General features: G+C 50.9%; 15 protein-coding genes. 9 read left to right on the forward strand and 6 right to left on the reverse strand.

All coding sequences use genetic code 11. The features are described 5' to 3' along the window. Nucleotide 1: 1 nt before the first annotated feature. Nucleotides 2-685: a M15 family metallopeptidase gene (locus ACQY6F_RS01620; RefSeq protein ID WP_428771859.1), complete on the forward strand. Its 684-nt coding sequence runs from the start codon at nucleotides 2-4 to the stop codon at nucleotides 683-685. Beyond that, on the forward strand, nucleotides 685-864 hold the full coding sequence (locus ACQY6F_RS01625; protein WP_428771861.1) for a DUF2897 family protein: 180 nt from the start codon (nucleotides 685-687) through the stop codon (nucleotides 862-864). Before ACQY6F_RS01620 ends, ACQY6F_RS01625 begins: the two co-directional genes overlap by 1 nt. A gap of 55 nt (nucleotides 865-919) precedes the next feature. Here the strand turns inward: ACQY6F_RS01625 and bamC are convergent, their stop codons facing one another. Continuing rightward, the gene (gene bamC / locus ACQY6F_RS01630; protein ID WP_428771797.1) at nucleotides 920-1,960 is read right to left on the reverse strand and encodes an outer membrane protein assembly factor BamC; all 1,041 of its coding nucleotides are present in this window, start codon (nucleotides 1,958-1,960) and stop codon (nucleotides 920-922) included. Between the two features lie 47 nt (nucleotides 1,961-2,007). After that, entirely contained in the window at nucleotides 2,008-2,886 is an 879-nt protein-coding gene (dapA, locus tag ACQY6F_RS01635) for a 4-hydroxy-tetrahydrodipicolinate synthase (protein ID WP_428771799.1), read from the reverse strand. Between the two features lie 285 nt (nucleotides 2,887-3,171). Between dapA and ACQY6F_RS01640 the strand changes: the two genes are divergently transcribed. Then, entirely contained in the window at nucleotides 3,172-3,714 is a 543-nt protein-coding gene (locus ACQY6F_RS01640; protein ID WP_428771801.1) for a glycine cleavage system protein R, read from the forward strand. Nucleotides 3,715-3,724: 10 nt separating this feature from the next. Then, entirely contained in the window at nucleotides 3,725-4,195 is a 471-nt protein-coding gene (bcp, locus tag ACQY6F_RS01645; protein ID WP_428771803.1) for a thioredoxin-dependent thiol peroxidase, read from the forward strand. A gap of 55 nt (nucleotides 4,196-4,250) precedes the next feature. On the opposite strand, the gene ACQY6F_RS01650 is transcribed toward bcp, so the two are convergent. The 3 genes from ACQY6F_RS01650 to ACQY6F_RS01660 all read right to left on the reverse strand — a co-directional run bounded on the left by ACQY6F_RS01650 (nucleotide 4,251) and on the right by ACQY6F_RS01660 (nucleotide 7,653). Further along, complete coding sequence (locus ACQY6F_RS01650) at nucleotides 4,251-6,122, reverse strand: methyl-accepting chemotaxis protein (RefSeq protein WP_428771805.1); 1,872 nt, start codon at nucleotides 6,120-6,122, stop codon at nucleotides 4,251-4,253. A gap of 226 nt (nucleotides 6,123-6,348) precedes the next feature. Next, the gene (locus ACQY6F_RS01655; RefSeq protein ID WP_428771807.1) at nucleotides 6,349-7,425 is read right to left on the reverse strand and encodes an AI-2E family transporter; all 1,077 of its coding nucleotides are present in this window, start codon (nucleotides 7,423-7,425) and stop codon (nucleotides 6,349-6,351) included. Beyond that, entirely contained in the window at nucleotides 7,426-7,653 is a 228-nt protein-coding gene (locus tag ACQY6F_RS01660; protein ID WP_428771809.1) for a sulfurtransferase TusA family protein, read from the reverse strand. A 234-nt stretch (nucleotides 7,654-7,887) separates the two neighbouring features. Between ACQY6F_RS01660 and ACQY6F_RS01665 the strand changes: the two genes are divergently transcribed. From ACQY6F_RS01665 to ACQY6F_RS01680, 4 genes are read left to right on the forward strand one after another with little or no spacing between them, the layout of a single operon-like run. Continuing rightward, nucleotides 7,888-9,342, forward strand: coding sequence for a M48 family metalloprotease (locus ACQY6F_RS01665; protein ID WP_428771811.1), 1,455 nt, complete (start codon nucleotides 7,888-7,890; stop codon nucleotides 9,340-9,342). 21 nt (nucleotides 9,343-9,363) lie between these two features. Next, a complete protein-coding gene (arsC, locus tag ACQY6F_RS01670) occupies nucleotides 9,364-9,708 on the forward strand; it encodes an arsenate reductase (glutaredoxin) (RefSeq protein ID WP_428771813.1) in 345 nt (114 codons plus the stop codon). Beyond that, nucleotides 9,708-10,286: an NAD(P)H:quinone oxidoreductase gene (gene wrbA, locus ACQY6F_RS01675; protein ID WP_428771863.1), complete on the forward strand. Its 579-nt coding sequence runs from the start codon at nucleotides 9,708-9,710 to the stop codon at nucleotides 10,284-10,286. The genes arsC and wrbA overlap by 1 nt, the downstream gene beginning before the upstream one ends. A 52-nt stretch (nucleotides 10,287-10,338) precedes the next feature. Beyond that, nucleotides 10,339-10,764: a DUF2069 domain-containing protein gene (locus tag ACQY6F_RS01680; protein ID WP_428771815.1), complete on the forward strand. Its 426-nt coding sequence runs from the start codon at nucleotides 10,339-10,341 to the stop codon at nucleotides 10,762-10,764. 63 nt (nucleotides 10,765-10,827) lie between these two features. Here the strand turns inward: ACQY6F_RS01680 and ACQY6F_RS01685 are convergent, their stop codons facing one another. Further along, entirely contained in the window at nucleotides 10,828-12,102 is a 1,275-nt protein-coding gene (locus ACQY6F_RS01685) for a DUF2066 domain-containing protein (protein ID WP_428771817.1), read from the reverse strand. Between the two features lie 226 nt (nucleotides 12,103-12,328). On the opposite strand from ACQY6F_RS01685, the gene ACQY6F_RS01690 reads away from it, so the two are divergent. Then, nucleotides 12,329-13,579, forward strand: a complete 1,251-nt coding sequence (locus ACQY6F_RS01690) for a uracil-xanthine permease family protein (protein WP_428771819.1) — start codon at nucleotides 12,329-12,331, stop codon at nucleotides 13,577-13,579. Nucleotides 13,580-13,622 lie beyond the last annotated feature (43 nt).

The raw sequence follows: 13,622 nt of genomic DNA on the forward strand, positions 1-13,622 counted from the left end.
GATGACACCTGAACAACTGACCGGTCTATCCGATAACCATCTGACCCAGTTTATGCTGGGAGAGAAGTCGTTTGCCGTCCATCCAGCGGTGACTGAGGATTTAGCCGCCTTGTCCCTGGCGGCACAAAAGGCCGGTTTTCAGTTGTCCATTGCCAGTGGCTATCGCGGCTTTGCGCGTCAGAGCCAAATCTGGAACAACAAGATGCTGGGACAAACCCCGATTCTGGATGCTGACAGCCAGCCTCTTGACTGCGCAACCCTGTCTGCCGAGGAGAAAATCCGGGCGATATTACGCTGGTCAGCGTTACCGGGAGCCAGTCGTCATCACTGGGGTAGTGATTTTGACGTCTATGACCGGCTAGCGCTGCCAGACAACCAGAGGTTAAAACTGGAACCCTGGGAGTACCTGACTGGTCACCAGCAGCCGTTTTACCGCTGGCTTTGCAACAATATCGGCCGGTTTGGTTTTTATTTCCCGTATGATAAAGACCGCGGAGGCGTCGCTGCTGAACCCTGGCATATCAGTCATTACCAGACAGGCCAGAGTTGTCTGCAGCAGCTGAGTTGCCGGGTGTTGGCATCGCAGCTAAAACAGCAACCCGTTGAGGGGAAACAGAGTGTGCTGAACCTGCTTGAAAGCATCTACACTCAATTTATCACCAATGTAAATTCGGAACCGCTATGATTGATTTTCTGACTAACCCCTGGGTGATAACTCTTATCGTTGTCAGCGTGATTATTGGTAACATCGCGCTGCTCAAGTACACCGCGAATATGAAGTTTGGTGACAGCGAACGGAAAGCGTTAGACCGGTTAAATGAGTTGGATAAGAAGCGTCACGGTAATCCAGATAACAAAGATTAAAAAAGGGCCATCGGCCCTTTTTGTTTATGCGTGATTACCATACCAACGCAGCTTATCATTTGGTTGCTGCAGCGCTTTCACCGTCACTGGCGATGGCGGCTATTACCGGCACCAGGTCTTTGAGCAACAGTTCTTCTACCGGCTTGCCATCTTTGTCTGTCATGTTAATGGATGTCCGGTTGCCCAAGTCACCCAGTTGGAACGTGTAGCTACCAGGCGTTAACGCTATCGGTTTCAGCCCGACGGACTGCCAGAAGTCATCATCTGGTGCCGCATATTTGGCTTTCACTGTCCCTTGGGATTGATTCAACTCCTCAAGAGTGAAGCCAATGGCCGGCAGTAACTCCGGCACTCGCCGCCAGAACACATTGTATGGAGCCCGCGCAATGATCACCGGGAACCCACTACGGTCGCTACCCATGGCGATTTGAATATGCTTGACTAACTGCTCAGCTTTACGTGCGGCTTCTTCACGCAGCTCAGTATCGTACCGAGCGGTGACCAGGTTGGTCATCAATACGTTATAACGCTCGCGGTTGGTTCGAGATACCGGCTTCACCTCGCCGTCTTCTCGCCAGTCGATCAGGCTGATTTTAAACCCGTAGCGATTGTTTTCATTGGCCCGCACCATCTCATAACGGCTACCAATATCATGCTCTTCATCTTCAGAAGACCAACTGACCCAATCGGTGACAATGCGGCTGTCGGTCTGCTCGCGTATACCTATGCTCTGCTCTTGTAACATGGTCTGTGCAACTTGCCACACTTTGTCCAGCTCTTGCTCTTGCAATAGCCACATGGCCACTTCACCGTCGATGAGTTCTTTACGGGCCCCAGGGATCAATTCGAGAACTTGCTGTGGTGGGCGGATATCGACCTGCTTGCCGATTTGGCCATGATAATCACCTTGCGGGATATCGTAGTTAGGGTAAAACTCAGGTTCAGCACCTTCAGGCATTTTCCAATCACGCAAAGGCGGTGTACTCAAGTAATCGAAATCGTTTTTTGCCTGACGACGCTGGGCAGGATCACCGGAACAAGCTGCTAGAACAACTACAGCCAGTGAACTGACCACCAGCTGACGAGAAAATTTCATTGAAACTCCTAAACAGGCTGGAGTCTCTGCTCCAGCCATGATTCAAATTAGTAGATGCAAGCTTCCGTCATCGCTTGGGCTACAATTGGACGCGCTTGTTCGGATAGCTCGGTCAGCGGCAAACGCAGTCCGCCATGAGCAATCAAACCTAACTTATGTGCAGCCCATTTCACTGGAATCGGGCTTGATTCAACAAACAGGTTTTTATGCAGTGGCATCAATCTTTGGTTGATCTCTTCAGCTTGTTCAAACTTACCTTCTGCAGCCAGACGAAGCATTGTAGCCATATCCGCCGCCGCAATATTATTGGTCACCGAAATCACACCTTGACCACCGCGCTTAACAAATTCCAGCCCGGTTGCGTCATCGCCACTTAGTAAGATGAAATCTTCGCCACAAAGTTCACGGTGAATTGCAATTCGGCTTAAATCACCGGTAGCATCTTTCAGTGCCACGATACTGTCAATTTCCGCCAGGCGAGCCACGGTTTCCGGCTGCAGGTCAACGGCAGTACGCCCTGGAACATTGTATAGAATCTGCGGTACATCGCTCTCTTCGGCGATCGCTTTGTAGTGCAGGTACAGGCCTTCCTGAGTCGGCTTATTGTAATATGGAGTGACACTCAGACAACCGGCAATGCCGGAATTGTTCAGCAAGCGGCTGAAAGTGACCGATTCATGAGTGGCATTTGCTCCGGTACCCGCAATAACCGGAATACGCCCTTCAGCGAACTCAACGGTCTTCAGGACGACTTTAACATGCTCTTCAACGGTCAGCGTCGCGGATTCGCCTGTGGTCCCCACAGCCACAATACCGTCGCTACCGGATTCCACGTGGTAATCCACCAGCTTTTTCAGGCTGATGTAATCTACTTCACCATCTTGGTTAAACGGCGTAATTAACGCTACGATACTTCCTGAAAACATGTCTATCTCCCTAAGTTATTTATGACAGCATGGTACTGTAATGCGCTTGAAAAAGACAAGGGATTAACCACGCTTAAGTCAGCTATTTTGGTGAATATTTATCAGATGTTAGAGTTGTGGCAGAAACCAGCCTGGTTATATGGGAATTGCTCACAAGGATTGTCAGCTCTGGGTGAAGCTAAAGATGAAGTTACAAAAATTGCTGAATTCCGCATATTTATCAAATTTAACTGTGCTAAGCTATCGCTTAGTAAGCGAAATGTTAACTTAATTCAGAGTGATATTATGACTCAGCATTTGGTGATCACTGCAGTGGGTACTGACCGTGCAGGCGTGTGTAATCAAGTGGTGCATTTGGTAACTCAATCCGGATGTAACATTATTGACAGCCGTATTGCCCTGTTTGGCAATGAATTTACGCTACTGATGCTGGTGTCCGGCAATGCCAACAATATAAGCAAAGTCGAAACCACCTTGCCGCTTTTAGGTCAGGAGCACGACCTGATTACCATGATGAAGCGGACTTCGCCTCATGCACCGCAAAATATTGCGTATACACTGGAAGTGTTTATTGAATCGGACGACCGCCCAGGGCTGACCGAACAGTTCACCCAATTTTTCGCCGATCGCCAAATCGGGCTCTCATCTCTCAGTGCCCAGACCATCAATAAAGATAAAGTCCACTCACAGAAGGACCAGTTCCACATTGCTCTGACCGCTACCGTCGACGGTGACTGTAACCTGATGCAATTACAAGAAGAGTTTGATGACCTGTGCAAAGCACTGGAAGTCCAAGGCTCACTAAATTTTCTAAAAAACAGCCAATAAAGGAAATCGAATGAATACCTTAACCGCAGGTACGCCGGCTCCGGCATTTTCATTGCCTGACGAAAACGGCAATCAGGTCGCGCTCAACGACCTGGCCGGCAAAAAAGTACTGCTCTACTTTTATCCCAAAGCCATGACACCGGGCTGTACAGTGCAGGCTCAGGGGCTACGTGATATCAAGAACGAACTGGACCAGCACAACGTGGTGGTACTGGGTGTCAGTATCGATCCAGTCAAAAGGCTGGGCAAATTTATTGAACGCGATTCGCTCAACTTTACCCTGCTGTCTGATGAAGACCACGCGGTGGCGGAGCAGTTTGGCGTCTGGGGACTGAAAAAGTTCATGGGTCGTGAGTATGATGGCCTGCACCGCATCAGCTTCCTGATTGATGAGCAGGGTGTCATTGAACAGGTATTTAACAAGTTCAAAACCAAAGATCACCACCAGGTGGTGCTCGACTACTTAAATCAAGCTGGTTAAGCACGATTAAAAAAAACGCCAGAATACTCTGGCGTTTTTTTGTCTCCATCGGTTGTTAAACGATGAATTTGTTCAGCAACGCATTCTGCTCACGGACGTTTTCAGTTTGCGCCTGCATCGCAATGTTTGCACCCGCAGCAGAATCCGCCACCTGAGTCGACAGGTCTTTAATCTTAACCGTGTTGCTGTTGATCTCTTCCGCCACCAGGCTCTGCTCTTCCGCCGCAGAGGCGATCTGAATGTTCATATCCGAGATTTGCTGGATAGAATCACGAATACGCTCAAGAGCACTGTTGGCCGCCTGCGCTTTTTCAACCGCATCGACTGCCGTGGTCTTGCTTTCGTTCATTGCCACAGAGACCGCGCTGGCTCCCGCTTGCAGCTGTTCGATCATGTTGCGGATTTCAGTGGTTGATTGCTGAGTACGCTGGGCCAGAGTGCGAACTTCGTCGGCCACCACGGCAAAACCGCGACCGGACTCACCGGCACGTGCCGCCTCAATTGCCGCATTCAGTGCCAGCAGGTTGGTTTGGTCCGCAATGTCATTGATCACTTTCAGAATGGTTTCGATATTGGCCGTGGCGGATTCCAGTCCGAGCACTTCTTCCACTGCCTGATCAATCCGGGCTGACAAGGCATCGATGGAGACGGTGGTATCACTTACTACCACAGAACCGTCCTGTGTCGCTTCATCCGCAACTTTAGCCGCCGAGGCTGCCCCTTGGGCGTTGTTGGCAACTTCAGTCGCCGTCACCGACATCTCATGCATCGCCGTCGCCAGTTGCTCCAGTTCTTGCAGCTGGCTTTGCATCGCCTGTGCCGATTCTTGAGCCCCCTGCACCGTCATTTCAGTGCCATGCAAAATTTCGGCACTGATCGCTTTCGACTGAGTGATTTGCTGTTGCAGTGTTGCGGTAAAGGTATTGAACCCCTCAGCCAGTTGGGCAAACTCCTGATCAGTATTGGTATCCAACCGTTTGGTCAAATCCCCTTGCCCGGAGGCGACATCCTGAATCGCGCTATTCAGTACACCCAGCGGGCGCATCAAAAAACGCAGCAGCAGAGTCAATACGGTAATCGTGATAATCAGGCCGATCACAGAGAAAATCATCGAGTTACGAGCCAGGTTATCCACCGATGCAAAGGCGATCTCTTTATCGACAATGGCACCGACATACCAGTTCTCTCCCGGTACAGAGGCAAAGTGGATCAGATATGATTTACCGTCGATCGTGAGCTGCTCAGAGCCCGGTTTGATCTGGATACCCGGCAGATACTCCGTGACGATCTTGCCATTGAGTTTACTATCCGGATGGGCAATGGTGGTGCCATCTTCCGTCACGATAAACAGGTAGCCCGCATCAAACAGATTGACGCTGTTGACTAGATCGGCCAGGCCGGTCAGCTGAACGTCATAAAACATCGCCGCGGTAAACTGACGCCCGTCACGTACCGGTGTGCCGATAGAGATAATCACATTGCCACTGGACGCATCCACATAGGGCTCGGTTACCACCAGCTTCCCTTGAGATTTAGCATCGATATACCAAGGACGTTTACGCGGATCGTAACTGGAGTCTGCTTCCCAGGCATCATCGTTTTCGATCAGCTTACCATTGGACTCAAACCCATACCCCACCGCCAGGAAGCTGCCTTTCAGCTTAGGGTTCTCCAGCACTTTCTTGATGAAATCTGGATTGGTCGCGTCCAGTTCAATGACTTCTGTGGTCGACTGAGCCAGAGATTTTTTACTCTCCATTTCAGCGCTTACGGTTTTCTGCACCCCTTTCACCAGTTCACTGAGACTGTTATCCACCAAATCTTCCACCGCAGAAGACATAGTCAGCATCTGCTGCACTGACAGCAGAGATAGAATCACGAACAGCAAGCCGGCCGAAGCGGCAACTACTTTATGGCCAAATTTCATAATTTCCCTCAACGCAAAATCGCATGACTAGTTAACTCGTTATGTTGTTATTGAATAACCTAGCTTTATTTATAATTTTAATAATAAACATTGATGTACAACGTGCGATTAATCCACTCGAAAATACTGTGGTGTGACATCGACGCATAAAAAAACCGTGGTCGAGGCTGACTCAACACACGGCTTTAATCGAAATGCTTACAGCATCACAATTTGTCGATACTGCTCACGACTGTTCCGATTCGACGTTGTCTTCGTCATGACTGGGTAATGCATTCCATACTGCTTTGACCAGCGTGGCCAAAGGTATGGCGAAAAACACCCCCCAAAATCCCCACAAACCACCAAACACCAATACAGAGACAATGATCGCCACGGGATGTAAATTGACCGCTTCTGAGAACAGTACCGGTACCAAAACATTTCCGTCCAGCGCCTGAATGATGCCGTAGGCCAGCAGCAACCAGTAGAACGGTGGTGTGACTCCCCACTGAAACAGAGCGACAATCGCGACCGGCACCGTTACCGCTGCCGCACCGATATAAGGGATCAGCACCGACAGGCCAACTGCGACGGCCAGCAACACCGAGTAGCGAAGATCCAGTATCGCGAAAGTGACATAGCTCACGCCACCGACGATAAGAATTTCCAGTACCTTGCCGCGAATGTAGTTGGAGATCTGCTCATTCATTTCATGCCAGACTTTATTGGCCAACTTACGGTTACGCGGCAAAATGCCACTCGCCATGGATATCATCTCTTGTTTATCTTTAAGCAAGAAGAATACCAATAGTGGCACAAGAATTAAGTACACCCCTAAAGTAGCCAGGCTGACCAACGAGGCAAGTGACCCTTTCACGACACTTTCACCAACCGTCAGCACTTCGTTTTTGGCTTTACTGACAATCGTTTCAACAATTTGCAGGTTTGCCAGTTCCGGGTAGCGCTCTGGCAAGGTAGCAATAAAGGTTTGTAGCCCGTTGTACATGTTGGGTATGTCATTGATTAAGTTGCCAACCTGCGTCCAAATCGTCGGTACCAGACCAAAAATCGCCAACATCATCAGAGTCACAAACGACATGATCACCAACACCACCGCCAATGTGCGCGGTACGCCCCAATGAGAAAGCTTATTTACTGGCCATTCAAGCAGATAGGCCAGCACGATCGCCACCAGCAGCGGAGCGATCAGGTTGCCGAAAAAATAGATGGTGATAAAACCGATCAGAAGGATAAGAACCAAACTGACCGCGTGCGGGTCGGAAAAGCGTCGGTTGTACCAGCGAGTTAACATTTCAAGCATTTAATCTGCTTCCTTTGTGACCGCGATGGAGAGATGCCCGGCATTTGCTTGCCGCTTCACTTCAAATCCATGACGCGAAAGATAGAGTTCGATATCATTTGCTGAGCTGATATCTTGTATCAGCATGGTTAAGCTTTGCCCCACTGTCATCTCAGAGGCATGTCGCTTGGCGAGTAATAACGCCATTGGGCAGCGCTGTGCTCTTAAATCAACAATATAGGGTTCCATTCTTCACGGCTATGCTTATTATAGAGCCGTCATTGTAGCTTGTTTTGCCCTGAGCGTCAGCGGAAAAACTATCGTGACTCACGGTATACCGTCTGGTCTCAGCCGAATGGAGCTACATATTAAGCGTTTGAAATTTAAAGCCAAAACAGTTTGAAGGTAAACTTGCACTGTTAGGGAACCCATCACTGATAAACAGTGTCAAACAGACATTGAAAGAGGAGTTACAACCTGAATATGTTGAAAAACACCCGTTCGATCGTCTGTCTCTGTATTGCCGCTATTCTCCATTCCCCAGCTAACGTCCTGGCTAATCCATCGGATTTACCGGAAATGGGCACCGCAGCCAGCAGTACGTTGACCATAGACCAAGAGCTGATCTACGGAGATGCGTACATGAGGATGTTGCGTAGCAGCCAACCTGTGGTCAGCGATCCGGTACTTAATAGCTATATCGATACACTTGGACACAGGTTGGTGGCCAATGCCAACGATGTCAAAACACCGTTTACCTTTATCATGATTCAGGACCGGAACATCAACGCCTTCGCCTTTTTCGGCGGTTACGTTGCGTTACACTCCGGTCTATTCCTGCACGCTCAATCCGAAAGTGAACTGGCATCGGTTGTTGCCCACGAAATTGCCCACGTGACCCAGCGCCATCTGGCCCGTAGCATGGAAGATCAGGCACGCCGATCTCCGGCCACACTGGCCGCCTTAGCCGGTTCACTGTTGCTGGCGATTGCCGCCCCTCAGGCGGGCATTGCCGCGATGACCGCCACCACGGCCGGCAGTGTGCAAAGCCAGATTAACTATACCCGCAGCAATGAAAAAGAAGCTGACCGGTTCGGAATTGCTACACTGGCCAAAGCCGGTTTCGAAGCCAAAGATATGCCAAAGTTTTTTGGTCGCCTGGCGGATGAATATCGCTATGCCACCAAGCCACCACCGATGTTACTGACTCACCCGCTGCCAGAAGATCGAATCACCGATAGCCGCGCCAGAGCCCAGAATTACCCGCTGAGGAGGCTGGAGCCGTCGCTCAACTATCATTTAGCGAGAGCCCGTGTTGTCGCGCGATATGCCGGCATCGACAGCAAGGCGGCAAAGGACTGGCTGACTCGGACTGAGAATAAAGTCTCAGAGTCGATTAAACCCGCTTTTCGCTACGGACTGGCCCTGGTTGATTTAGATAACCGCCGTTATCCAGAAGCCAAAGCGGCGCTGGAAGCTTTGGCGAAGAAGGATCCGTACAATGAATTTTATCTGGATGCCCTGACAGACCTCTATATCGGTCAGAACCAGGCGGACAAATCAGTGCAGATGCTGGCCGATGCTCTTAAAGTCAAGCCGAATAACCCTGTGCTGACCATTAACTATGCCAACGCACTGATTGAAAACAACCAGGCCCAGCAGGCAGTGCGGGTACTGCAGCGTTACACGCACGACAATCCCAACGATACCAATGGCTGGCACCTGCTGTCTGAGGCCAATATTCGGCTTGGCAATAGTGATGAGGATCTGGCAGCACGAGCTGAAGTGCTCGCCCTGCAAGCCAATTGGGACAAAGCCATTCAGTATTATTCGCAAGCGAGTCAGTTGGCCCAACTGGGTAGCCTGGAGCAGGCCCGTTTTGACGCCCGAATCGACCAGTTAATCGTATTACGAGAAAGATTTCTATCCCTCCAATAATCACAATTTCAGGAGAAGTTTATGTCAGTCGTGATTTATCACAATCCACGTTGTTCCAAGAGCCGTCAGACCCTCGCACTGCTCGAAGAGCGCGATATCCAGCCAGAAGTGATCAAGTATCTTGAGACGCCACCAAGCGTTGAACAGCTCAAGGCCCTGTACCAACAGCTCGGCTTGTCCGATGTCCGTGCCATGATGCGTACCAAAGAGGACGAATATGCCCAGCTGGAGCTGAAAGATGCCAGTGATGAGCAGCTGTTTGAAGCCATGGCGTCCCATCCGAAACTGATTGAACGTCCTATCGTGGTCGCCAATGGTCAGGCTCGTCATGGCCGGCCGCCAGAGCAGGTACTGGATATTCTATGATCTGTCAGATTGTCGTGCTGTACTACAGCCGCCATGGTTCAACACTTGCGTTAGCACGACAAATTGCCCGCGGCGTGGAATCGGTAGCGGAATGTGAAGCGCTGCTGCGCACGGTTGAGGAGATCACTCCGTCGCAGCCAGCGGTGGATCCTGTACTCAGTCTGGACGAACTCAAAGCGTGCGATGGCCTAGCGATGGGAAGCCCGACCTGGTTTGGCAATATGGCCGCACCACTAAAACACTTTTGGGATCAAACCACCCCCCTGTGGGTCTCCGGCGCATTAATCGACAAACCTGCTGCAGTGTTCACGTCCGGTTCGTCCATGCATGGCGGGCAAGAGAGTACCCTGCACAGTATGATGCTGCCACTGATGCACCACGGTATGGTGATCCTGGGCCTCCCCTATTCACATCCTGAGCTACACACCACGGCTAAAGGCGGTTCCCCATACGGAGCCAGTCGTGTCAAGCGGAACCAAACCGAGGGTTTGGCAGAATCTGAATCCGAGCTGGCCCGGCAATTAGGTAAACGAATTGCCACCATCGCCAAAACACTAAAAGGCGGCTTGGTACAATAGTGCTGCGTCGCGTCGTTGTCCGTTCGCCATTAATAGTAAGGAATCTATTCTAATGAGCGCCGAAATGTCACCACAAACCAAACAATTCCGCTGGCTCGCGCTGGCAGGCAACCTGTCACTACTGGGCTGGGTGGTATTGTGGCAACTGAGCCTTTCGCCCCATCCGCACATCAATCCGGTTACACTGGCTTTGGCCTGGTCCATTCCGTTGCTGCTGCCTCTGCCCGGTATCCTGGCCGGTAAACCGTATACCCATGCCTGGGCGAACTTTGTCCTGATGCTCTATTTCCTGCATGCCCTGACACTGATTTACGTGGATGGCGGTGAGCGTTGGCTGGCGGCGGTTGAATTGCTGTTAACCTGTCTCGGGTTTGCCGGCAACATTCTCTATGCCAGAGCCAGAGGCAAAGAACTGGGACTGAAGCTGAAAAAACTGTCTGAAGTGGAGAAGCAGGAAAAATCCCGCTTCGAAAAATAACTGCGGTTAAACCAGACCGTTTGCCAATAAAAAAAAGAAGCCCGAGAGCTTCTTTTTTTATTCTTATTCTAATTCGTCGTCGCTGCTATCAGGCAATTCGCCAGACCGATCAGAGATGGCTGCTCTTGGCCGGGTTAACCAGTTAAAGGCCAGCACGGTTTCTGTCGGCAGCGGGGCCGTCTCTACAGCTTGCTGAACAGATCCCTGAACAGATTCCAGCTCAGACTCGGCCAGAACCGGCTCGGCCAGAATCGGCTGAATGGTACTGGCATCGTTGTTAAACGCACGATCGATTTGAACTGGCTGCTGCGGTTCGCCCATCTCCTCCAGTAACCACTCACTGGTTTCGATAGACTGCAGCTGCTCAACACCACGGATACGTCCGACTTCCCCGACAAAATCCTGCTCCGGTGCTAATAACTCCACATTGAAAGTCACCGTGTTACCCTGAATTTTCAGAATATCTAAGCCGGCGACAGAACTCAGCTGCTTCATCTCCCCTTCCAGCAGGAAAAAGTCGAATGCGTTATTGATCTGGTTGAACTGCACTTTGACTGACTCAGAGGACTCACTGGCCACCAGCACGGCACTCTTCTTCGCATAGTAATCACTGATTTGATCCACCATGTCGCTCATGGCATCGCTGCCACGGCTGCTGCCGGCGAGCGGCGCCTGAGTGGAGCGAGTCAGGTTGGCCGGCGCCTGATCATATAACGCCCACTGTAACTGTTGGCCCTGCCCTTTCACGACCAGAATCGCGTCGGCTGGATAACGTTCACTCGCCTGGGCGACTGGCGACATAAATCCACCCCAGACATCCGATACGGTCAGGCCGGTAATATCATCAAAATCACCGACTGGAATTGTCACGGGCAAACCGCGTAATGATGCCTGCGCACGTAAGTCATTCAGCAGCTCAGAATCCGATGTTTCCCAGACGATATTGCGATCCATATTAGACTCTTCCACCATCCAGACCAGCAGGTTTGCCCGTTTTTCCGGCCAGAAAGGTAACTGGGCCTGACTGAGCAGAGCGCGGATTTGCGCACCGTTGAAGTTCATCTTCAGGGTTTCCTGGCCGGCAAACTGACCATAACTCAGTTGAGACAGATACTGGCTGTTTTGTCGTAGCGCTTTACGAACCACGTCGTTCGCAGGCGCGTTTTGGTCACCGGTGGCGCGAACAATGACCTGTTTCATACCGGTAATCCGGGCATCAGACTCTGCATTGGCCTGGCTCTGATCCAGAATGACTTCGGATCGAAACAGATCGACATTGGTTAATGCCTGCACTGGCAGAGCGATCAGTCCAACGACTAATAAAGCTAACTTGCGCATAAATTTCCTACGTTTTGCGTGGCGAATGATGATGATAAATAACTATCCGTTTCGGAGCAAGGCAAGCCACCAATAGCGCACCAAAACATCAGCCAACGCAATCGATTGCGAAAATTGCATCTAATTTAGCAATAATTGATCAAATCGAGCTGGATAGCTGCGCTCAAAGTGATAGAATCCTGCGAATTTTATCTGCCACCCTAAACCAACCCTGGGAAATCGTATTATGAAAAACATTATACTTGGCTCGCAAATGCTGTTTGTTGCGTTTGGCGCCCTGGTGTTAGTACCACTACTTACCGGGCTTGATCCCAGTGTCGCACTATTTGGTGCCGGTGTGGGAACCTTGTTATTCCAACTGGTTACCCGTCGAAGCGTGCCGATCTTTCTCGCCTCTTCTTTTGCTTTTATCGCTCCTATCATGTTTGGCGTGCAAACCTGGGGTATCGAAGCCACTATGGGCGGTTTGATGGCCGCAGGCCTGGTCTATGTCTGCCTGGGTGCGCTGATCAAAGTGCGCGGGGTGGCGATTATTCACAAACTGCTACCGCCGGTAGTGGTTGGTCCGGTGATTATGGTGATCGGTCTGGGCCTGGCTCCGGTTGCGGTGAACATGGCACTGGGTAAAACCGGCGACGGCTCGGTTCAGCTGGTGGATGGTGACATCGCGCTTTGGATCAGTTCTGCATCGCTGCTGACCACCATCGCCCTGAGCGTTTTTGCCAAAGGCTTTATGAAACTGATCCCCATCTTTGGTGGTATCGTAGTCGGCTTCAGCTTGAGTCTGGTATTTGGCGTGGTGGACTTTGCACCGGTCAGCCAGGCGGCCTGGCTGGCGTTACCGAACTTTACTTTCCCGGAATTCAACATCAATGCTGTCCTGTTCATGATTCCGGTTGCCATTGCCCCTGCGGTTGAGCACGTCGGCGACATGTTGGCGATCTCCAACGTTACCGGCAAAGATTACCTGAAAAAACCAGGTCTGCACCGTACCCTGACCGGTGACGGTATTGCCACCATGGCCGCTTCTTTGGTGGGCGCGCCGCCAAACACCACCTACAGTGAAGTGACCGGTGCGGTTATGCTGACCAAAGCCTTCAACCCTGTGATCATGACCTGGGCTGCGGTCACCGCTGTTGTTCTGGCTCTGGTAGGTAAATTAGGTGCGTTGCTACAGACTATTCCGGTACCGGTCATGGGCGGCATTATGATTCTGCTGTTTGGCTCTATTGCGACTGTGGGTCTGAATACCCTGGTGAAAAACAATGTTGACCTGCACAAATCCCGCAACCTGGTGATTGTGGCGGTGACCCTGGTCTTCGGAATTGGCGGTATGGCATTTGGCATCGGTGATTTCAGCCTGAAAGGAGTGAGCTTGTGCGGGATTGTCGCTATCTTGCTTAACCTTATCCTGCCACATGATCTGGGTGATAATCATGTAGTTGATAATGCCCAGATGGAAGAAGAAACCCGTTAATAGCCGGTTTCCGGACGCTAACTTACACGCGTTCCAGCCATAA

The sequence above is a fragment of the Vibrio sp. genome, from assembly GCF_050299255.1.
Lineage (GTDB): Bacteria > Pseudomonadota > Gammaproteobacteria > Enterobacterales > Vibrionaceae > Vibrio.